Consider the following 20422-nt stretch of genomic DNA (forward strand, 5'->3'; position numbering starts at 1 on the left):
CGGCGACGGAAGGTGTGGACGTGGGCGCAGGTCATGACCACAGCGCGACGGTGAGCAACGCCGCGCACCGGCACCGGGGCCGGCTCTGGGCGGCGTTCGGGCTGCTCGCCGTGCTCATGGTGGTCGAGGCGGTGGCCGCCTTCGGCACCGGTTCGCTGGCCCTGCTCTCCGACGCGGGGCACATGTTCACCGACGTGCTCGGCATCGGGATGGCGCTGGCCGCGATCACCGCCACCCGGCGGGCCGCCCGGGACCCGCAGCGCACCTTCGGCCTCTACCGGCTGGAGGTGCTCGCAGCCCTGGCCAACGCCGTCCTGCTCAGCGGGGTGGCGGTCTACGTGCTGATCGAGGCGGTCCGTCGGTTCGGCGAGCCACCCGAGGTGCTGGCCGGCCCGATGCTGGTGGTGGCGGTGCTCGGCCTGCTCGCCAACATCGTCGCGTTCGGCCTGCTGCGGGAGGGTGCCAAGGAGAGCATCAACCTGCGCGGGGCGTACCTGGAGGTGCTCGGTGACCTGCTCGGCTCGGTCGGAGTGATCGTGGCGGCGCTGCTGATCGCCGGCACCGGCTGGTGGTGGGCCGACCCGCTGGTCGCCGTGGCGATCGGCGTGTTCATCCTGCCCCGCACCTGGCGGCTCGGCCGGGCGGCGGTGCGCATCCTGGTCCAGGCCGCTCCGGAGCACCTGCCGGTGACCGCCGTGCACGACCGGCTGACCGCCGTGCCCGGGGTCGCCGAGGTGCACGACCTGCACGTCTGGACGCTCACCTCCGGCATGGACGTCGCCTCGGCCCACCTCACCCTGGCCGGTGACGCCGAGGTCGGCACGGTGCTGGCGGCCGCCCGGGGCGCCCTGCGGGAGGATTTCCACATCGAGCACGCCACCCTCCAGGTCGAGCCCGGAGCGAGCCCCGGCGCGTGCGGCCCCGCCCACTGGTGACCCCACCCTGGGCCGGACAGTCAGCCCCGCCGGGTACTCCCGCACAGAGATCACGGAAATTTGCGTCGTTTGAACCATTTGAGAGTATTCACTCTCGTACCCTCAGTCACGAGGTAGGCAGGCGTCACACGCGTACCGGTAGGCTCGGCCCCGGTCTCCGCCAGGCAGAGGCCGCCGCCTAATCGCCCGCCCGGGCGAACCGGGGAACCACGTTCCTGGGGTGCATCCGCGCAAGCGGTAGGGATCTTCCGTCCCGAACCCGTCAGCTAACCCGGTCGGCGGCTGACGGAAGGACATCCGCATGCACGTACGCACCACCACACGGCTGCTGGCCGCAGTCGTCACGGCCCTGGCCCTGGGCGTGTCGGCCGCGCCGTTCACCCCGGCCGCCGCCGCGCCCACCACCCGGCTCGCCGCCCCCGGCGACGACGACGAGGGCGGCACCCCGGCGCTGCGCGACCAGCTCGACGCGGCCAGCAAGGGCTGGCTGGAGGCCAAGGCCGCCCTGGAGCGCTCCACCAAGCGCCAGCAGGAACTCGACGCGCAGCTCAAGACCATCGAGGGGCAACTGGTCACGCAGACCGCCAAGGTCGGCGAGATCGCCGGAGCGGCCTACCGCACCGGCCGGCTCGGGCCGATGTCCGCCCTGCTCAACAGCAACACCCCGAGCGGTTTCCTGGACCGCGCGGCGGCGCTGGAGACGGTCGCCACCCGGGAGGACCAGGAACTGCGCACGATGATCGAGACCCGGGACCAGGCCACCCGGACCCGGGCGGCGGTCACCCGGGAGATCACCGAACAGCGCAAGCAGGTCGCCACCATGGGCAAGCGCAAGGAGCAGGCCGAGCGGGCGTTGGCGGTGGCCGCCGCCGACAAGCCGACCTCCACCTCCCGCGACTCCGGCAGCTCCGACGGCACGTCCACCAGCAACGCCAAGGGGGCGCCCCGCAACTCCGACGGCTCCTGGCCGTCCGAGTCGTGCAGCGTCAACGACCCGACGCCGGCCAACGGCTGTATCACCCCGCGCACGCTCAACGCCCTCAACCAGGCCAAGGCCGCCGGTTTCACCAGGTACGTCTCCTGCTACCGGCCCAGCGGCTCCGGCGAGCACCCCAAGGGCCGGGCGTGCGACTTCGCCGCCCAGAAGGGCGGCTTCGGCGGGGTGGCCAGTGGCGGCGACCGGACGTACGGCAACAACCTCGCCGCGTACTTCATCCGCAACGCCGACCGGCTCGGTGTGCTCTACGTGATCTGGTTCAAGCGGATCTGGCTGCCGAGCAGCGGGTGGAAGGCGTACAGCGGGGGCAACGGGGACCCGTCCAGCGACCACACCAACCACGTACACCTGTCGATGATCTGAGCCGACCCGGTGGTCCGTCCGACGCGGGCGGACCACCGGACCACGGCCCGGCCGCAACAGGCGGGTCGGGTGCCGACCGGGCCGGGCGGCCCAGGTGCCGGCGGTGGTCAGCCGGCGGGTGGCGGGTCGCCGGCCCGGCCGTCCAGGACCGCGCCGAGTCGGCTGGCCAACCCCAGGTGGGCGGCGCGGGCCTGCCGGAAGGCGTAGCCGAACAGCGGGGCCGGCGCGGCGAGGGTGATCTCCACGTCGATCCGCAGCAGGTCACCCTCCATCCGCAACCGCGTGTGGTTACGCACGGTGGTGCCGGGCTGCTGGCGGGCCACCGTCACGATCTCGTCGTCACCGGCCAGCAGCACGTCGGCCTGGTAGGTGACGGGGAACCGCAGCGGGCCCAGCTCCAGCCGGTCGGTGATCGCGTAGCTGGCCAGGGCACCCGGCCGGGCGGGCAGCCGGCGCACCCGGACGATCAGGGGATGCAACTCCTCCTGCCGGGACAGGTCGCTCAGCAGCGCCATCGCGTCGGCCGGTGAGCAGTGCGCCTGCACCGTGTAGCTGAAGCTCTCCCGCCGGACCACCGGGCCTCCTGACCGTCGTCGGTCGCACGATCGTGCCGTACCGGAGACGGACTGGCAACGTCCCTGGTCAGTGGCGTCGACACCGACAGGTGGCCCGGTCAGGCGCCGGGCAGGACCTCCGGGGTGGCGGCACCGGCGAAGTACGGCTCCGGGGCGCCGAAGAGCCCGAGCAGGCCGGTGACCCAGAGCTGTCGGTGCACGAACCGGCTCGGCTCGGTGACGATCAGTTTGACGCCGCTGACCTCGGCGGTCTGGAAGCCGGCGACCATGGCGCTGATCCCGACGGAGTCGATGAAGGTGACGAGTCGCATGTTCAGCTCGATCCGCGCGGGCCGGCCCTTGGCCAGCACCTCGGCGATCGCCTCACGTACCTCGTAGGCGGTGTCGACGTCGATCTCACCACGGGGGGCGATTTCGATGACACCGGCCGGCAGGACCGACTTCACGATCGACAGGCTCACGCGAGCACCTCCACTCGCCCGTCCCCGGGCGCCTCATCAGTACGCGGGCCGCGACCGAGAGTATTCCTCCGATGGCCTCGGTCGCCACCCCTCGGGATGAGCAATTCGCGGATCCGGACGGACCGGACCGTCCCTCTCCGCACCGTTGCTGGTCCTGTTCACCTCAGACGAACGGCACAGCTCGGCCGTTCCAACCGTCCCAGAGTAGCCGCCCCGGTCCACCGACACCCGGATGCGGTACGCCGGGCGAGCCCCGCCGGCTCCCCTTCGCGGCCCGCCGGCTCCCCCGGTGCAGGTTGTGCCGGGTGCCTACCGTGGGCGAGAGATGGGTCACCACGATCGAGGAGACGGATCGATGCTCAGGAGACTGCTCGGCCTGGCCGGGGTCGGCGCGCTACTCGCTCTCGTCCTGGCCTGCGGCTTCGGCGGCGGGGACGACGACGATGACGACGACGGGGACGATTTCGCCCGCGCCACCTCCGTGGTCTCGGTGCGCTGAGCGGCGAGGGTCACCGGGGCGTACCGGGTTTGCGACCCGGGCGGGCGGGGCACTGCTCGGACACCGGCCGGGTGACCGGCCGGGGCGAGGACCGTCCCGCGGCACGGAGACGACATCCGAACTGGCCGCAGACTTCGGCATTCGAGGAGGTAACACGATGATCGGCAGCAACCTTCTGGAGCGCCGCAGCAAGCCCGAGCGGATCGCCGACCAGGCCTGGCACCACCTGCTCTCGGCGGTGGACTCGGCCGGGGACAGCGTCCGGGACGCCGCCCGGTCGGTCCGGGACTCGGGGCTGGCCGACGCCGGCGACCTGGTCGGCTCGACCGCCGACGAGGCCCGTCGGCGGGCGACGCTCGCCTTCGACGCGCTCGCCGGCCGGCGGCCGGCCCTGCCCTGGACCCTGCTGATCGGCGCGGCGCTGGTCGGCGCGGCGATCGGCTGGGCCGCCGGCACCGCCGCGCGGGCCGCCGGCAGCCGGGGTGACCGGGCCGTCGACGACATCGAGTTCGTCGACGTGGACCGGCCGAACTCCCCCGTCGGGCTGGACGACTGACCGCTCCACGGCACGCGCAGGCCCCGGTCACGCTCCTCGGCGTCGACCGGGGCCTGCGCCGTCTTCGATCCACCCCCGTTGGGGCGATGTTGCGATAAAGACTCCAGGTTGATGCCGCAACGTCGCCACCACCGAGTCGATCACTCTCAGCCCGGACGTGCCGCCGGCTCCGCTCCCCGATCGGGGAGCGGAGCCGGCGAGTGTCGGATAGTTGATAGTTGTCAGCGGCTGGTGCAGGTCACCGCCGGGACGGCGTTGGTGCCGGTGACGTTGGCGGTGAAGCCGATGCTGGTGCTCGCGCCACCCCCGAGCGCACCGTTCCACCCGGCGTCGCGCACCGAGACGTTCGCCCCGGTCTGGGTGAAGGTGCCACCCCAGAGCGAGTTGACCGTCTGACCGTTGGCGAACGTCCAGTTCACCGTCCAGCCGGAGATCCCGTTGACGCCGGTGTTACGCACGGTCACCTCACCCTGGAAGCCACCCGGCCACGACCCGGTCACCTTGTACGTCGCCGCGCACCCACCGGTGGGCGGCGGAGTCGTCGGCGGCGGCGTGGTCGGCGGCGGGGTGGTGGGGGGCGGGGTGGTCGGCGGAGGCGTCGTGGGGGGCGGGGTGGTCGGCGGCGGCGTGGTCGGGCCGGGGGTGGTCGGCGTCGGGGTGGGAGTGCCGCCGAGCCGGTCGGCGACCAGGATGCCCCGGCCGTTGGTGCCCAGGTAGACCCGGCCGTAGACCCGGGGGTCACCGGTCAGCGCCTCGCCCGCGTTGCCGTACTGGTGCTGGTCGTCGTTGATCCGCACCCAGGCCGCGCCGGAGTTGTCGGAGCGGTAGACGCCGCTCTTGCCGTCGACGGTGCCGAAGGTGAACACCGCCGGGTACGTCTGCCCGGGGGCGGCCTTGCCGAAGCCGACGTTCACCGCCGCCGACACCCCGGCCAGCTTGGTGAAGCTGGCCCCGGAGTCGGTGGAGCGCCACAGCCCGCCCTCACCGGCCAGCCAGATGTCGCCCTCCTTGCCGGGGACCGCCTTGAACTTGACGTTCCCGGTGGCCGGCAGGCCGGTGGCGGCGGAGGCGGTGAAGCTGGCCCCACCGTTGGTGCTGACGTAGAACTTGCCGGCGCTGAAGCCGTAGAACTTGTTCTTGTTGACCCGGTCGGACTCGACCACGGCGTTGGCCGGGATGCCGGTGGCGGCGGTCCACGAGTTGCCGAAGCCGACCGAACGGATCACCTGCTGCCCGGCGTCACCGGGAGCCCAGACGAACTGGCTGCCGTCGGCGGCGGCGGCGACCGTGCCGCCGTTGTTGACCCCGCCCGGCTCGCTGCCCTGGAACCAGTTCGCCCCGCCGTCGGTGGAGAACGCGATGTGGCTGTCGTTGGGGCGGTCGGCGTCGGTGAAGTTGCCGGCCCGGACCATCGTCGCCGGGTTCGCCTCGGCGTAGTCGAGGCTCGTGGTGGTGGTGAAGACCGGCTGGGTGAACAGCATCGGCGGCACCGCGTCGAGGTCGGTGTGCCGGAACCCGCCGATGTCACCGAGCCCGCTGATCAGCGGCGCCCCGGTGGGCGGGCTGATCAGGTCCTGCACGGCGGTCTCCTCCAGGCCCTTGACCATCGGCTTGATGGTGAGCTGGCCGCCGGTGTCCCACTTGGTGAGGTCGGTGCTGCCGTAGATGGTCGCGCCGGTGCCGTACATGAAGCGGTTCGAGTCGAACGGGTCGATCTCCACCGACTCGTTCATCCAGCCCAGCTTCGGGGTCTCCTCCGGCGGGGCCGGGTTGGCCCCGAAGGTCAGCCACGGCACCGAGCTGATGTCCATCTTGAACTTCTTGGTGCGCTCCGGGTAGCTGCCGAACTCCCAGATCCGGCTCCAGGTCGCGCCGCCGTCGGTGCTGCGCCAGAAGATCGCGTCCGGCCACCAGGAGATCTGGGTGGCGACCATCAGGGTGTTCGGCTTCTGCCGGTCGATGGTCAATCCCGAGTAGCCGAAGTAGGCGTCGCTGCTGGACGACGGGATCGGGCTGATCTGCGTCCACGCGCCGGTGGCCCGGTTGAACTTCCACACGTCACCCTTGCCCCCGTCGTACGGGCCGCCGGTGTCGCTGGTGGCGATGTAGAGGAAGCCGCCGACCGGGTCGACCACGCCCTTGTGTGCCAGGTAACCGGTGGGCTGCCCGGCGATCCGCTCCCAGCTCGTGCCGCCGTTCGTCGAGCGGTACACCGGGTTCGCCTTGTCCGCCACGCCGACGTAGATGGTCTGCGTGGCGTTGCCCGCCGTACCGGTGCCCTTGTCGAAGGTGACCCAGGTCAGGCCCTGGTTCTGGCTCTGGTAGCCGGTGGTGTCGTTGGGGTCGGCCCGGTAGTTGCCGACGTTGGGGAAGTTCGCCACCTTGGCCCAGGTGACCCCGTAGTCGGTGCTGCGCCACAGGCCGTTGCCGCCCTCGGCACCGTAGTAGAGGATGCTGTTCTTGTTGGGGTCGACGGCGAGCCGCTCCCCCATGCCCCGGCCGGGCATGTTGCCGCCGTTCTTGAACGGCAGCGCGGTGGCCTGCCAGGTGGCACCCTTGTCCGACGAGCGCAGGATCGCGCCGTTGTTCGGGTCCCAGTCGTTGGTGTACATGCCGACGGCCGCGTACACCCGGTTGGTCTGCACCGGGTCGGTGGCCAGGCTGACCACGCCGTTGTAGCCCCACTTGTCCGCGCCGACCCAGTCGAGCAGCGGCGTCCAGGACTGGCTGGCCTGCTCCCAGCGGTACGCGCCGCCGATGTCGGTGCGCGCGTAGATCAGGTTCTTCTCGGTCTGGTTGAAGATGATGCCGGGGACGAAGCCACCGCCGTCGATCCGGACGTTCTTCCAGCTGTACGGCTCGGCCGCCGCCGCGGCGGCCGGTGTGGAGGGTGCGACGGTGAACTGTACGGCCACGACGGCTGTCGCGGCGGCCAGCACGGTGGTGACCGCGCCGACGAGACTTCTCCGCATCTGCGGTTCCTCTCGGGATGCCAGGGTCAGGGTGCGACGGCCCCGTGGGGGGACGTCGACGGGTGCGAAGAGCTGCCCTGGCTCCCCGCCGGCACGCTTGGCTCCCGCTGCCGAAGAAGAACCCAACAGTAACCGGTACGCCGCCGAATTAGGAAGCGCTCCCAACTAACTCGGCCATCAGAGCCGGTAGATGACGTCCTCGCCGACCATTTCCCGACTGATGCCCAGCCCGTCCACCGGTCGGGCGGCCACGTCCGCCCACGGCGTGCCGGCCGCCCAGCCGGGCAGCAGCACCACCGTGCGCACCCCGACCTGCCGCAGGTACGCCACCGAGGTGGCGTCCGGGAAGGTCATGCTCGCCGCCCTGATCCGCTCCTGGGACTGCGGGGTGAACGAGGCGAGCCCGTTGACCACCTTGGGGAACCCGTCGGTCGACCAGAGCATCACGTGCAGTTCCCGGATGCCGTCGCTGGGCAGCACCAGCGCCGGGCCGGTCAGCCCGCGCAGCACGGCCGGCTGCTCCGGCGCGGGCACGTGCGGGGTGCGGTTGATGCCCTCCACGCCGACCAGCAGCAGCGGCACCAGCAGCGCCAACCGGGCCAGCCGCCACTGCCGGCCGGCCCGCTTCGGGGCCGGCTCCCGGGGGGCCGCCTGCTCGGCCGCCGACCCGGACCACGCCGCCGACCGCAGCGCCGGCCGTGGTCCCGCAGCCGCCTGCGCCGGTACGGACGCCTCCACCAGCACGGGCGCTCCCGCCGGTCGCAGCGCCGGCACTGCCGGCCCCGCCCCGTGCTCCGTGTCCGGCCCCGCCCCGTGCTCCGTGTCCGGCCCCGCCGGCTGCTCCACGGCCGGCCCGGGCCGCTGCTCCCCTACCGGCCCCGGCGACTGGTCCCCGACCGGCCCCGACCCGGGTTCCGCGTCCGGGGTCGGCTCCGCGCCGGGGGCGGCCTCCCGCGCCGGCTCGCGCACCGTCAACGCCCCGGCGGCGAGCAGGCCGAGCAGCAGGGTCGTCCACAGCACCAGCCGGCCCGGGGTGCGCACCCCGTCCCAGCCCGGGGCGTGCTCGACGAGCGTCACGTACCCGGGGTTGCCGTCGCCACCGAACGTGGTGCCCGCCGCCAGCGCCACGCTGACCAGCGCCGCGCCGGCCAGCATCAACCGGTGCCGCAGCCGCCACGCGGAGAAGAACAGCCCCGCCACCGCCAGCGACAGCAGCACCACCCCGGGCAGCAGGGTCATCTCGCCCGGGAAACCGAGCGTGGCGCGGGCGGCCTCGTGCCGCTCCCCCCACAACCAGGACTCCGGCGGCGCGGTGACGAACCCGCGCCACGGCGGGGAGAACATCTCGATCTGGGCCACCGTCCGCCGGCCGGACGGGTTGCGGGCCACCACCTCGAAGTACGGCGCGGCCATCGCCAGGGTCACCCCGGCGAACCCGATCCCGCCGGCCAGGTCGGCCAGGAGCAGGCGGCGCGGCACCACCGGCCGGGTCCGCCGCCGCAGCCACACCACGCCGTACGTGACCACCGCGCCGAGGCAGAGCAGCCCCAGCACGTACGCGAAGGGCAGGCCGATGCCGAAGCCGAGGGTGACCTGCCAGGCGGCGACCGCCCACCCGGCGACCACCCACCCCGGACGGACCCGGTCGGGGCGGTGACCGTGCCGCAGCGACCAGCCGTGCCCCCGGGCCAGCATGGCAAGCGCCAGGGCGATCCCGCCGATGCTGAGCACGTGCAGGTGCCCGGCCTGGGCGAGCTTCCATGGGGCGTACGCGAAGGCCACCCCGGCCACCGCCGAACCGGCCCGGCCGGCCCCCACCTGCCGGGCCAGCGCGTACGCCCCGAACAGGGCGAGGGCGTGGGTCAGCAGGTAGAGCAGGTTGTAGCGGATCACGGCGGCCACCGGACCGTCCCCGATCATGCCGAACGGGGCGTACCCGAGCAGGGTGTCCGAGTAGGCGTAGGTGTACGGCTCGGGATAGAACGTGTTGGAGTGCCAGACCTGCAACGGGTTGGTCAGCAGGGCGTGCCCGCCCCAGGCCACCTGCCACGCCTGCAACGTCGGGTCGCCGGTGTCCTGCGGGATGGTGCTCGCCGGATCGCGCAGGGTCGGCCAGGTCAGCACCACGGCCAGCAGCAGCGCGCCGAGCGCCGCCAGGGTCCACTCGTGCCGGGCCACCCGCCACGACACGCCCGCCAGCCGGCGACCGAAGACCCGCATCTGATCGACGTCCATCTCTCCACCCCGTCCTTCGCCGTCCGTCAGACTGCCCGAGTCCGATCCGGTTGTCGACACCGTGAACGCCCGAATTTCGCCACCGGCTCCCCTCCGACGGTCCGAATCCGATCTGGCGGCGCGGGCGGGACAGGACCACCCGGCCCGGGTGAGCCGCCCTCACCCGACCCGGGGGGACGGTGGGCGACATGACTGGATCCGACGGGCTGATCCGACCCGGGACGCCGGCCCCCGAATTCACCCTGCCGGCCACCCCGGACGGGCGACGGACCGGACCCGCGCAGTTCCGGGGCCGGCCGGTGGTGCTCGCCTTCTACCCCGCCGACTGGTCCCCGGTCTGCGGCGACCAGATGGCGCTCTACCAGGCCGCGATGCCGGAGTTCGAGCGGTACGACGCGATGGTGCTGGGCGTCTCGGTGGACAGCCTCTGGTCGCACCGGGCGTTCGCCGAGGCGAGGGGCGTCCGGTTCCCGCTGCTGTCCGACTTCGAACCCAAGGGCGAGGTGGCCCGGGGCTACGGGGCGTACACCCCGCAGGGGCAGGCCGGCCGGGCCCTGGTGGTGCTCGACCCGGCCGGGACGGTGGTCTGGAGCTACCTGTCCCCCGCCGAGGTCAACCCGGGTGCCGACGGCGTCCTCGACGCGTTGGAGCAGCTCGGCACCGGACGGCAGGTGACGACCCGATGAGCACCCCGTTGCAGGTCACCGCCCGGCTCCGGACGCCGGTGACCGATACCGACCATATCCGTGGGCCGTTCGACGCCCCGGTCACCCTCGTGCAGTACGGCGACTTCCAGTGCCCGTACTGTGGGGCGGCGTACCCGAACCTGGCCGAGGTGCTGCGACAGCGGCGGGACACCGTCCGGCTGGTCTACCGGCACTTCCCGATCACCAACCTGCACCCGTACGCCGAGCGGGCCGCCGAGGTGGCCGAGGCGGCCGCCCACCGGGACCGGTTCTGGGAGATGCACGACTGGCTCTACGAGCACCAGGACCAACTGGACCCGGTGCACCTGTCGCTCGGCATGGCGCAGGTGGGGCTCCCGCCGGACGAGATCGACGCCGAGGTCGACCGGCACGTGCACGCCGACCGGGTACGGCACGACTTCACCGGCGGCATCCGCAGCGGCGTCAACGGCACCCCCACGCTCTTCGTGGGCGACGACCGCCACGACGGCCCACTCGACCTCCCCACCCTCCTCGCCACCGTGGACGCCGCCACCACCTGACCCCGGCCGCCCGGCCGCACTGCCCCACCCCGCCCGGCGCTGCCCCGCCCGACGCCGCCCCACCCGACCCCGCCCCACCCGACGCCGCCCCACCCGGCCCGGCCCCGCCCGGCGCCGCCCCGGTGATCAAGAGGTTTGCGTCAGTTGATCAAGAGGTTCGAGTCAAATTGAAGATCAACTTTGACGCAAACCTCTTGATCACCGGGGCGGGGGGCAGACCGGGGCGGGGGGCAGACCGGGGCGGGGGGCAGACCGGGGCGGGGCGGGGGCGAGGGTGGGCGGGGCGAGGGGGGCGGGGGGCGGGTGGGGCGGGGCGAGCCGGGGTGGGGTGGGTGACGGCAGGGGGTGTCAGAGGAGGTGGAGGTCGCGGGCTCGGCGGACGGCTTCGCGGCGGCGGGTGGCGTCGAGCTTGCGGTAGATGTTGCGGACGTGGGTCTTGACGGTGTTGACCGACAGGGACAGTTCGCTGGCGATCTCCACGTTGGACAGGATGCTCTGCAGGTAGCGCAGGATGGTCAGCTCCCGCTCGGTGAGCGGCTCGTCCAGGGGTCGCTCCGGGTCGCCCTGCCGGGAGTCGGCCGGTCCGCCCCGGGTGCCGTACGCCCCCCGGCCGGGCGGCGGCGCGGCGTCCCGCACCAGGTCGCTGACCTGCGGCCAGTACGCCGTACCGGAGTCCAGGTGGGCCGCGAGCAGTTCCCGAACCTCCGGCTCAGCCCGGGTGAAGACCCGTCGGTAGCCGTGCCGCCCGGCCAGGTCCAGCACCCGTTCCAGCAGCCGCCCGGCCCGGCGCTCGTCACCGGCCCGTCGGGTCAGCAGCGCGTCCAGGACCCCGGCGGCGAGCCGTACCGGCAACGGCCAGTCGGCCGCGCCCGGGGCGTCCCAGCCGGGCAGGGCGTGTCGGGCGGCCCGTAGGTCACCGGCCCGCAACTCCACCCGGGCCAGCGCCAATGCCAGCACCGGCACCGGTTCCGGCCCGAGGGCCCGCTCACCGAGCAACCGCCGGGCCGTGTCCACGTCACCCTGCTCGCCCCGCAGGTCCGCTTCCAGGGCCAGCAACCGGTCGGCCACCTCCCCGGCACCACCGGCCACCCTCGCACCGCCGAAGCCCACCGCACCGCCAGCCACCGTCGCACCGTCGCACCCCACCGCACCGCGCAACCCCACAGCACTGCCGGCCACCACCGCATTGCCGAAGACTCCAGACGCTCCCGGCGCATCCGCACCACCGGGCGACGTCGGGTCGCCGGGGGACGTCGGGTCACCTGGGGACGTCGGGTCGCCTGGAGACGTCGACCTGCCGACGGTCAGCTCGTCGCGGGCGTTCAGCACCGCCGTCATCGCCGCCGCCGGCTCGCCCGCGTCGCGGAGCAGGGCGGCCCGGCACAGCGCCGCCACCGCCCCGGCCAGGGCCGTCCCGGTGACCGCGCCCGCCGCCGCCAGCTCGGCGGTCGCCTCGGCGGGCTGGTCCCGGTGCACCGCCACCAGTGCCAGCGCCAGGTGTGCGTGACCGCAGTCATCCCGGCCCGACCATCCCTGACAGGCCGGCATGGCCAGGGCCACCCGCGCGGTCTCCTCGGCCGGCGTCAGCTCACCGGCGAGGGCGAGCAGCAGGGCGGCCCGGCTCGCGCCGACCAGCACGGTCCGGGGGCGGCCGGCCCGCCGGGCCGCCGCCAGCGCAGCCCGGAACGACTCTCCGGCCCGTCCCAGTTCCCCCTCGGCCAGATCGGCCAGGCCGAGCGCGGTGCCGGCCACCGCCCGGACATCGGCGTCGTCCCTCCCGGTCCGGGGATCGTCGCCGGTCACGGGGGCGTCGCCGGTCACCGCACCATCGCCGGCTGCCAGGTCGGCACCGGCCGGCGCGTCGAACGCAGCGGTGCCGACCGGCGGGCCAGCAGGAACCTGGGCGACTGACACAGGACCGGCGGGCACCGCCGAGCCGGTCGGCACCGCCGAACCGGCAGGCAGCCCGGCACCCACAGACAGCCCCGCACCCGCAGGCAGCCCCGCATCCGCAGGCAGCCCGGCACCGGCAGACAGCGCCGAATCCGCAGGCGGGGCCGAATCCGCAGGCGGGGCCGAATCCGCAGGCGGGGCCGAATCCGCAGGCGGGGCCGAATCCGCAGGCGGGGCCGGGGCGGTGGCGAGCAGGCGGGCGGCGGCAGCGCGTACCGTCGCGGGGTCGCCGGCCAGCCGGGCCAGGGTGAGTTCCAACGCCACGGCGAGCCGCCGGAACCGGTCCCGGCGCGGCACCGGCAGCGTGTGGGCGGCCTGCACCGCGTCCCGCAGCCGGGCGGTCGCCGCCGCCACGTCCCCGGCGTACGCCCGCTCGGTGCCGGCGGCCAGCGCCAGCTCCGGGTCACGGCGCACCGCCCCGGCGGGCGGCGGCGGGGGCGGCGGCAGGGGCGGCGGCTCCCGCTCGTACGGGACCAACTCCGGCCAGTGGGCCAGCAGCAGTTCGGTGGCGCGGTCCCACTGCGCGGCGGTCAGGGCGTGGTGCAGCGCGTCGGCCGGCCGGCCGTGGTCGGCGTGCCAGTCGGCGGCCCGCCGGTGCAGTTCGTCGCGTTCCCGCCCGTCGAGGCCGGCGAGTTCCTCGCGCAGCAGGTCGGCGAGCATGGGGTGTGGCCGGTACCAGGGTGGGTCGCTGTCGTCGCGGTGCAGGAAACCGCCGTCGCGGGCCAGTCCGGCCAGGAGCTGACCGGCGTCGGGACGTCCGGTCAACGCGTCGGCCAGGTCGGCGCGGACCGCCCCGCCGACGGCGCACCGGCGCAGCACCTCCCGGGCCGGCCCCGGCAACGGGGTGAGCACCTCGGCGCGCAGGTAGGCGGCGACGTCCGGGTGGTCGCCGCCGAACCGTCGTACCCAGCGTTGCGGATCGGCCTGGCCCCGGGCGGCCAGCGCGGCGAAGCGCAGACCCGCCGGCCAGCCGCCGGTGTGTTCCCGGAGCCGGTCGACCGCCGCCGCCGGCACCGGCACCCCGTGTGCCACCAGCAGGTCGGCCACCTCGTCGGTGGTGAAGGCCAGGTCGTCGGGGCCGATCTCGGTCGGTTCCCCGGCCAACCGCAGCCGGTGCAGGGCCGGCGGCAGGCCGGTCCGGCCGGCGGCGACGAGGCGCAGCCGCCCGTCGGCGTGCCGGAGCAGGAACTCCAGCCCGGTGAGGACGTCCGGATCGGTCACCCGGTGCAGGTCGTCGAGGACCAGCCGGACGGGGCGTTCCCGGGCGGCCAGTGCGGCGGCCAGCGCCTCCAGCCCGTCGGGCCGCCACGGACCGGCCGGGGCGTGCGTCGGCTCGTCCGGTCCGGCCCGCAGCGCACCGCACAGGGCCCGGGTGAGGTACGCCCACAGGCGCTGTCCGCTGTCGCCGGCCTCGACCTGCACCCAGGCCACCGGGTCCCCGGTCGACGCCGCGGCCCGCGCCCCGGCGGTGAGCAGTGTCGTCTTCCCCCAGCCGGCGGGCGCGCGGACCACGGTGAGGATGCCGGCGACCCCGTCGTCGAGACGGGCCAGCAGCCGGGGCCGCAGCAGCATCGGCTCGGGCGGGGCGGGCGGGGCGAGCCGGGAGGCCAGCAGCGGCGGCTCGACGGACGCCGGGGTACTCGCGGCGTCGCCGGGGTGGGGTGTCGGGTCGACCGCCCGTACGGGCTGCTGCGGCATTGCACCCCACCCCCACTCGGCGCGTTCCTCCCCGGTCGGCGGCGGTTACCCGGCGCGGCCCGGTTCACCCCTTCGGGACGAGCCCGGTTCACCCGGGACGCGCCGACGATGGGCGCACCGGACGGCGTGGTCCGGTCCCGGCAGGAGAGGCGGGTGGTACGGATGGGACGGCTGACCCGGGGCGCGGTCATCCTCGCCGCCACGGCGGTCGGGTCGGGGCGTTGGCAGGTGGTGACGGTCGGCGTCCCGGCGGCGGAACTGCTGCCCGACGGGCGGTGGCCGGAGCCGCTGCGGCCGCTGGCCGGTGCCGTGGAGCTGGAGCTGCGGCCGGCCCCCGGCGGACGCGGCACCGAACTGGCCGTCCGGCCGCTCGGCGGGCTCGCCGCCCTGCCCGGGATGGCCGCCCACCTGGTCGGCGACGACCCCGACGGCTACCTGCGGCAGGTGTTGCGCGCGGTACGGCAGCTCGTCGAGACCGGTGAGGTGCTGCGCGCCGACCGGCCGGCCGTCGAGCGGGCCGCCCCCGACCGGCCGGTGGTGCCCGGATGAGGGCGCTGTGCTGGGAGGGCGTCGACCGGCTCGCGGTGCGCCAGGTGCCCGACCCGGAGCTGCGCAACGCCCACGACATGATCGTGCGGGTACGGCGCAGCGCCACCTGCGGGACCGACCTGCCGTTGCTCGCCGGTCGGGTACCGGGCCTGGCCGCCGGTGACGTGCTCGGGCACGAGTTCCTGGGCGAGGTGGCCGAGGTCGGCCCGGCGGTACGCCGGCACCGCGTCGGCGACCGGGTGGTGGTCTGCGCCGCCGTGGCCTGCGGGAGGTGCTGGTACTGCCGGCAGGGGTTGTACTCCTGCTGCGACAACGGCGCGACCGGCACGGCGGTCACCGAGGCGACCTGGGGGCAACCCACAGGCGGCTGCTACGGCCATCCCCGTACGGCGGGCGGGTTCGCCGGCAGCCACGCCGAGTACGTCCGGGTGCCGTACGCCGACGTGGGGGCGTTCACCGTGCCCGACCCGGTCAGCGACGACCGGGCGGTCTTCGCCTCGGACGCCGCTCCCGCCGGGTGGATGGGCGCCGAGCTGGGTGCGGTCCGCCCCGGTGACGTGGTGGCGGTGTGGGGGGCGGGTGCGGTGGGTCAGCTCACCGCGCAGGCGGCGACGGTGCTCGGCGCGGACCGGGTGATCGTGATCGACAGGTATCCGGAGCGGCTGCGGATGGCCGAACGGCACACCGGTGCCGAGACGCTGCACTACGAGCACACCGACGTCCCCGCCGAGCTGCGGGAACGCAGCGGGGGGCGGGGTCCCGACGTGTGCGTGGAGGCGGTCGGGGCGGCCGACGGCGGTGGCCGTCCACCGTCGCTGGCCGACCGGTTCACCGGCCGGGGCGGCCCGGTCGAGGACCCGTTGGCGGTGCGGGAGGCGGTGCACGCCTGCCGTAAGGGCGGCACGGTCTTCATCTCGGGCACCTTCGGCGGGTTCGTGGACGCCTTCCCGCTGGGCGCGGTGATGCACAAGGGGCTCACCGTGCGCAGCGCCCGGCAGCACGGCCAACGGTGGATTCCGATGCTGCTGGACCGGATGGCCCGCGACGAGCTGCGGACCGAGCACCTGGCGACGCACCGGTTCGACCTGGACGGGGGCCCGACCGGGTACGCGCTGTTCCGGGACCGCGCCGACGGCTGTGTCCGGGCGGTGTTCACCCCGCACGGCTGAGCCGCCGGGTGGCCCGTCCAGCCGGTGCGGGTCGGGCCCGGGTGGCACACTCGGCGGATGCGCCCCGACCGCCCGTACGACCTCGTCCTGTTCGGCGCGACCGGGTTCACCGGCGGGCTGACCGCCGAGTACCTGGCCCGGCATGCCCCGGCGGGGTTGCGCTGGGCGCTGGCCGGCCGCAACCCGGCGAAGCTGTCGGCCGTACGCGACCGGCTCGCCGCCATCGACCCGGCCCTGGCCACCCTGCCGCTGTTGACCGCCGACGTCACCGACGCCGGGTCGCTGCGTCCGGTGGTGGCGGGCACCCGGGTGCTCGCCACCACCGTCGGGCCGTACGTGCACCACGGGGAACCGCTGGTCGCCGCGTGTGCCGCCGCCGGCACCGACTATCTCGACATCACCGGCGAGCCGGAGTTCGTGGACCTGATGTACGTGCGGCACCACGCCGAGGCGGTGCGCACCGGGGCCCGGCTGGTGCACGCCTGCGGTTTCGACTCGGTCCCGCACGACCTGGGCGTCTGGTACACCGTCCGGCAGTTGGCGGCGGACGGGCCGGTCAGCGTCGACGGGTTCGTCCGGGCCGGGGGGAGGTTCTCCGCCGGGACGTATCATTCGGCGCTCACCGCGTTCTCGCGTACCGCGCAGGCGCAGCGGGCGGCGCGGGCCCGGCGGTCGGTCGAGCCCCGACCGGACGGACGCCGGGTCCGGGCGGTGGCCGGGAAGCTGGGCCGGTCGGCGGCGGTCGGCATGTGGGCGGTGCCGCTGCCCACCATCGACCCGCAGGTGGTGCGCCGGTCCGCCGCCGCCCGCCCGGAGTACGGCCCGGACTTCCGTTACCGGCACTTCGCCGCCGTCAAGCGGTTGCCGACGGTGCTGCTGGCCGGGGTGGGGATGGCCGGGCTGGTCGGGCTGGTGAAGCTGCCGCCGACCCGGCGCTGGCTGCTCGGCCGGGTCGCCTCCGGGCAGGGGCCGAGCGCGCAGCAGCGGGCCCGGTCGTGGTTCCGGGTGCGGTTCGTCGGCGAGGGCGGCGGCCGGACCGTCCGCACCGAGGTGGCCGGCGGCGATCCCGGGTACGACGAGACCGCCAAGATGCTCGCCGAGTCGGCCCTCTGCCTGGCGTACGACGAGTTGCCCGCCGCGTCCGGGCAGCTCACCCCGGTGGCGGCGATGGGTGACGCGCTGCTGGACCGGTTGGTCCGGGCGGGGATCACGTTCCGGGTGCTTCCGCAGTGAGGACGACCGCCGGGTCGCGGGGTCGGTGGCCGGTGCGGGCTTGACCCTCGACCTGGTTGAGGCGACAGCATCATGGGCGTGGAGAGCGAGCTGCTGAGCATCGGCGAGCTGGCCCGGGCCAGTGGCCTGACGGTCAGCGCGCTGCGGTTCTACGACAGGTGCGGGGTGCTGACCCCGACGCTCGTCGACCCGGTGAACGGGTACCGCTGGTACACCGCCGCGCAGGTGACGCCGGCCCGGCTGGTGGCCGGCCTGCGCCGGGTCGGCATGCCGCTGGCCGGGATCACCGCCGCGCTGCGGCTGCGCGACGATCCGGTGCGGGTCGGGCGGCTGCTCGACGCGCACCTGCGCCGGTTGGAGGACGGTCTCGCCGACGCCCGCCGCGAACTCTCCCGGGTCCGTGCCCTGATCGATCCCGAGGAGTCTTGGATGACCACCCGAATCACCCTGTCCCCCGCCGCCCTGGCCGCCGCCGTCGACGCCGTCCGGTTCGCCGTCGGCACCGACCCCGACCTGCCGGTGCTCGGTGGGGTGCTGCTGGACGTCGAGTCCGACGGCGTACGGCTGGTGGCGACCGACCGGTACCGGATGGCGCTGGCCCGCGCCGACGGCCGGGTGGACGGCCCGCCGGTGCGGGCGCTGCTGCCGGCGGCGGCCGTCGACGAGTTCCGGGCGCTGCTGGACACCGGTGGACAGGTGCGGCTGACCGTCGCCGACGGGGAGGTCACGGTCGCCGTCGCCGGGGTCGAGGCGCGCTCGGCGGTGCTGCCGTACGAGTTCACCGACTACCGGCGGCTGCTGCGCCGCCCGGCGGACGCCACGGCCCGGCGGGTTCCGGTCGACGTGGCGACCCTGCGCAGCGCGCTACGGTCGGCCGCCCCCACGGTGACCCGGGAGCACGAGGGGGTGACGCTGCCGGTGACGGTGCTGGGGGTCGACGACCGCGACGGGCTGCGCCTGGTCGACGCCGCCGAACTGGCCGGGCCGGACCCGGCCGACCTGCTGGTCGGGGTGAACGGGGACTTCCTGCTCGACGCGCTGGACGCCGCCGGTGGCCCGCAGCTGGTGCTGGAACTCGACGGACCGATCGCCCCGCTGGCCGTGCGCCGGCCCGACGACGAGGACACCTTCTCGATCCTGATGCCGATCCGGCTCTGACCTCCGGCCTTTCGGGACGGTGGACGCCTGTTCTGACCGCTCGGGTGCGCTGCCTCCCGTGCGGGCGCGCCGGGCAATGCTGCTCGCCGTGCGGTCACACATGGTGACCACTCCTGCTCCCCGCCATTAGTGTTTCGCACGCTTTGCTCTGCTGCCATGACCGCGACAACCACGGCAGGTGACCGTCGCGTCGAGAGCAGCAGAGCAAAGCGTGCGAAGGAGGTTATCCAGGGGGCGCCGCTCCCTGAGAAGTTTTCCCTGCTCATAAGCGCCAGCACGAGGGCGACCCCGCTCAGGGCAGGAAAACGGCCCCGATACCGGTCACCGAGAGTGAGAACAGGAGTTGAACCAGCCCCATCACCTTGGGTAACGACAGAGGTGGCAGCACTCGGCCGGGCCGGGCCCGGGGTGCGGCGGCGCGTTCGCAGGCTCAGACCGGGGCCCGGGGGCCGGCGGGCGCGACGGTAGCATCGGAGGGTCCCACCCTGACCGCCTGGACGGAGCGTACGGAGCAGCATGCTCGACATGGAGTTGATCCGGAAGGATCGCGAGGCGGTGGCCACCGCGCTCGCGAAGCGACTGGATCCCGCCGAGGTCAACCGGGTCCTGGACGACATCCAGCGACTCGACCAGGAACGCCGCGCACTGATCACGGAGATCGACGCCGAGCGGCAGCGCCGCAAGGCCGAGGCCCGGGCGTACGCGCAGGCGAAGCGGGCCGGCACCACGCCGGAGTCCGTCGCGCCGGAGGTCGAGCGTAAGCAGCTCGCCGAGCTGGAGTCCCAGCTCGACGAGGTGCAGTCCCGGCTGCGCGGCACGATGAGCGAGCTGCCCAACCTGCCCGCCGACGACGTGGTGCCCGGCGGCAAGGAGGCCAACCGGGTGGTGAAGACCTTCGGTGCGCCACCGGCCATCGAGAAGATCCGCGACCACGTGGAGCTGAGCCGGGCGCTCGGCCTGGTCGACCACGAGCGGGGCGTCAAGCTCGGCGGTTCGGGCTTCTGGATGTACACCGGCCTGGGTGCCCGGCTGGAGTGGGCGCTGATCAACTGGTTCATCGACGAGCACGTGCGGGCCGGCTACGAGTTCCTGCTCCCGCCGCACCTGCTGCTCGACACCGCCGGTTTCGCCGCCGGCCAGTTCCCCAAGTTCTACGACGACGTCTACCACCTGGACCGGGAGTCCGCCCCGCGCGGGCAGTTCCTGCTGCCCACCTCGGAGACGGCGATCCTCGGCGCCTACCAGGACGAGATCCTGGAGACGTCGAAGCTGCCGCTGAAGGCGTTCGCGTACACCCCCTGCTACCGGCGGGAGGCGGCCGGTTCGCACTCCGACGAGCGCGGCACCGTACGCGGGCACCAGTTCAACAAGGTGGAGATCTTCCAGTTCACCCTGCCCGAGCAGGCCGACGCGGCGCTGGAGGAGATGCTCGCCCACGCGGAGAGCCTGGTCGAGAAGCTGGGCCTGCACTACCAGCGCAGCCTGTTGTCCGCCGGTGACGCCAGCGCCTCGATGAAGAAGACCCTCGACATCGAGGTGTGGATGCCGAGCACCGGCAAGTACAAGGAGGTGTCGTCGGTCTCCTGGGCCGGTGACTACCAGGCCCGCCGGGCCGCCATCCGGTACCGCGAGCCGGGCGGCAAGCAGACCCGCTTCGTGCACACGCTCAACGGTTCGGCGCTGGCCACCAGCCGGCTCTTCCCGGCCATCCTGGAGCAGTTCCAGCAGCCCGACGGTTCGGTGCTGGTGCCCGAGGTGCTCCGCGACCGGCTCGGCACCGACCGGCTCACCCCGCTGCGCTGAGACGTCCGGTGAGGGGCGGGGCCTGCGGGCTCCCGCCC

16 protein-coding genes and 1 riboswitch are annotated in these 20422 nt (G+C 74.2%); of the genes, 11 read left to right on the top strand and 5 right to left on the bottom strand.

The annotated features are described in order from the left end of the window. The first annotated feature begins 20 nt into the window (after positions 1–20). Both ACN268_RS14290 and ACN268_RS14295 read left to right on the top strand, forming a co-directional pair. Positions 21–935, top strand: a complete 915-nt coding sequence (locus ACN268_RS14290) for a cation diffusion facilitator family transporter (RefSeq protein ID WP_421483623.1) — start codon at positions 21–23, stop codon at positions 933–935. Positions 936–1100: 165 nt separating this feature from the next. Further along, positions 1101–1232: riboswitch (cyclic di-AMP (ydaO/yuaA leader) on the top strand. 4 nt (positions 1233–1236) lie between these two features. Continuing rightward, positions 1237–2295, top strand: a complete 1059-nt coding sequence (locus tag ACN268_RS14295) for a coiled-coil domain-containing protein (protein ID WP_421483624.1) — start codon at positions 1237–1239, stop codon at positions 2293–2295. A 107-nt stretch (positions 2296–2402) separates the two neighbouring features. Here ACN268_RS14295 and ACN268_RS14300 read toward each other — a convergent pair whose 3' ends face one another. After that, the gene (locus ACN268_RS14300) at positions 2403–2870 is read right to left on the bottom strand and encodes an SRPBCC family protein (protein ID WP_421483625.1); all 468 of its coding nucleotides are present in this window, start codon (positions 2868–2870) and stop codon (positions 2403–2405) included. A 98-nt stretch (positions 2871–2968) separates the two neighbouring features. Beyond that, entirely contained in the window at positions 2969–3331 is a 363-nt protein-coding gene (locus ACN268_RS14305) for an STAS domain-containing protein (protein WP_067309377.1), read from the bottom strand. Positions 3332–3686: 355 nt separating this feature from the next. Between ACN268_RS14305 and ACN268_RS14310 the strand changes: the two genes are divergently transcribed. Together ACN268_RS14310 and ACN268_RS14315 are read left to right on the top strand one after the other, a co-directional pair. Then, positions 3687–3830: a hypothetical protein gene (locus ACN268_RS14310; protein ID WP_421483626.1), complete on the top strand. Its 144-nt coding sequence runs from the start codon at positions 3687–3689 to the stop codon at positions 3828–3830. A gap of 157 nt (positions 3831–3987) precedes the next feature. Then, positions 3988–4386 (top strand): hypothetical protein, encoded by a 399-nt coding sequence (locus ACN268_RS14315; RefSeq protein ID WP_088647175.1) that lies wholly within the window; start codon positions 3988–3990, stop codon positions 4384–4386. A 221-nt stretch (positions 4387–4607) separates the two neighbouring features. On the opposite strand, the gene ACN268_RS14320 is transcribed toward ACN268_RS14315, so the two are convergent. Both ACN268_RS14320 and ACN268_RS14325 read right to left on the bottom strand, forming a co-directional pair. Then, entirely contained in the window at positions 4608–7358 is a 2751-nt protein-coding gene (locus ACN268_RS14320) for a cellulose binding domain-containing protein (RefSeq protein WP_421483627.1), read from the bottom strand. A 177-nt stretch (positions 7359–7535) separates the two neighbouring features. Further along, on the bottom strand, positions 7536–9593 hold the full coding sequence (locus tag ACN268_RS14325) for a hypothetical protein (RefSeq protein ID WP_421483628.1): 2058 nt from the start codon (positions 9591–9593) through the stop codon (positions 7536–7538). Positions 9594–9781: 188 nt separating this feature from the next. Here ACN268_RS14325 and ACN268_RS14330 point away from each other — a divergent pair, with 188 nt between their 5' ends. Continuing rightward, positions 9782–10279 (top strand): redoxin domain-containing protein, encoded by a 498-nt coding sequence (locus ACN268_RS14330; protein WP_421483629.1) that lies wholly within the window; start codon positions 9782–9784, stop codon positions 10277–10279. After that, on the top strand, positions 10276–10821 hold the full coding sequence (locus ACN268_RS14335; protein ID WP_421483630.1) for a DsbA family protein: 546 nt from the start codon (positions 10276–10278) through the stop codon (positions 10819–10821). The genes ACN268_RS14330 and ACN268_RS14335 overlap by 4 nt, the downstream gene beginning before the upstream one ends. 348 nt (positions 10822–11169) lie before the next feature. Here ACN268_RS14335 and ACN268_RS14340 read toward each other — a convergent pair whose 3' ends face one another. After that, positions 11170–14472: a LuxR C-terminal-related transcriptional regulator gene (locus ACN268_RS14340; protein WP_421483631.1), complete on the bottom strand. Its 3303-nt coding sequence runs from the start codon at positions 14470–14472 to the stop codon at positions 11170–11172. A gap of 162 nt (positions 14473–14634) precedes the next feature. On the opposite strand from ACN268_RS14340, the gene ACN268_RS14345 reads away from it, so the two are divergent. The 5 genes from ACN268_RS14345 (at position 14635) to serS (ending at position 20384) form a co-directional block, all read left to right on the top strand. Beyond that, positions 14635–15021: a hypothetical protein gene (locus ACN268_RS14345; RefSeq protein ID WP_421483632.1), complete on the top strand. Its 387-nt coding sequence runs from the start codon at positions 14635–14637 to the stop codon at positions 15019–15021. Then, positions 15018–16190 (top strand): zinc-dependent alcohol dehydrogenase, encoded by a 1173-nt coding sequence (locus ACN268_RS14350; protein WP_421483633.1) that lies wholly within the window; start codon positions 15018–15020, stop codon positions 16188–16190. The genes ACN268_RS14345 and ACN268_RS14350 overlap by 4 nt, the downstream gene beginning before the upstream one ends. 57 nt (positions 16191–16247) lie before the next feature. Next, on the top strand, positions 16248–17423 hold the full coding sequence (locus tag ACN268_RS14355; RefSeq protein WP_421483634.1) for a saccharopine dehydrogenase family protein: 1176 nt from the start codon (positions 16248–16250) through the stop codon (positions 17421–17423). Between the two features lie 72 nt (positions 17424–17495). After that, entirely contained in the window at positions 17496–18581 is a 1086-nt protein-coding gene (locus ACN268_RS14360; protein ID WP_421483635.1) for a MerR family transcriptional regulator, read from the top strand. A 516-nt stretch (positions 18582–19097) separates the two neighbouring features. Beyond that, positions 19098–20384, top strand: coding sequence for a serine--tRNA ligase (gene serS / locus ACN268_RS14365; RefSeq protein ID WP_421483636.1), 1287 nt, complete (start codon positions 19098–19100; stop codon positions 20382–20384). Positions 20385–20422: the final 38 nt, after the last annotated feature.

It is taken from the genome of Micromonospora sp. WMMD735 (assembly GCF_049178995.1).
GTDB classification, from domain to species: domain Bacteria; phylum Actinomycetota; class Actinomycetes; order Mycobacteriales; family Micromonosporaceae; genus Micromonospora; species Micromonospora wenchangensis.

Coding starts and splice junctions, on each gene's coding strand:
- ACN268_RS14295 (WP_421483624.1), top strand. CDS start 1,237: ATGCACGTACGCACCACCACACGGCTGCTGGCCGCAGTCGTCACGGCC.
- ACN268_RS14310 (WP_421483626.1), top strand. CDS start 3,687: ATGCTCAGGAGACTGCTCGGCCTGGCCGGGGTCGGCGCGCTACTCGCT.
- ACN268_RS14315 (WP_088647175.1), top strand. CDS start 3,988: ATGATCGGCAGCAACCTTCTGGAGCGCCGCAGCAAGCCCGAGCGGATC.
- ACN268_RS14320 (WP_421483627.1), bottom strand. CDS start 7,358: ATGCGGAGAAGTCTCGTCGGCGCGGTCACCACCGTGCTGGCCGCCGCG.
- ACN268_RS14325 (WP_421483628.1), bottom strand. CDS start 9,593: ATGGACGTCGATCAGATGCGGGTCTTCGGTCGCCGGCTGGCGGGCGTG.
- ACN268_RS14330 (WP_421483629.1), top strand. CDS start 9,782: ATGACTGGATCCGACGGGCTGATCCGACCCGGGACGCCGGCCCCCGAA.
- ACN268_RS14335 (WP_421483630.1), top strand. CDS start 10,276: ATGAGCACCCCGTTGCAGGTCACCGCCCGGCTCCGGACGCCGGTGACC.
- ACN268_RS14340 (WP_421483631.1), bottom strand. CDS start 14,472: ATGCCGCAGCAGCCCGTACGGGCGGTCGACCCGACACCCCACCCCGGC.
- ACN268_RS14345 (WP_421483632.1), top strand. CDS start 14,635: ATGGGACGGCTGACCCGGGGCGCGGTCATCCTCGCCGCCACGGCGGTC.
- ACN268_RS14350 (WP_421483633.1), top strand. CDS start 15,018: ATGAGGGCGCTGTGCTGGGAGGGCGTCGACCGGCTCGCGGTGCGCCAG.
- ACN268_RS14355 (WP_421483634.1), top strand. CDS start 16,248: ATGCGCCCCGACCGCCCGTACGACCTCGTCCTGTTCGGCGCGACCGGG.
- ACN268_RS14360 (WP_421483635.1), top strand. CDS start 17,496: ATGGGCGTGGAGAGCGAGCTGCTGAGCATCGGCGAGCTGGCCCGGGCC.
- serS (WP_421483636.1), top strand. CDS start 19,098: ATGCTCGACATGGAGTTGATCCGGAAGGATCGCGAGGCGGTGGCCACC.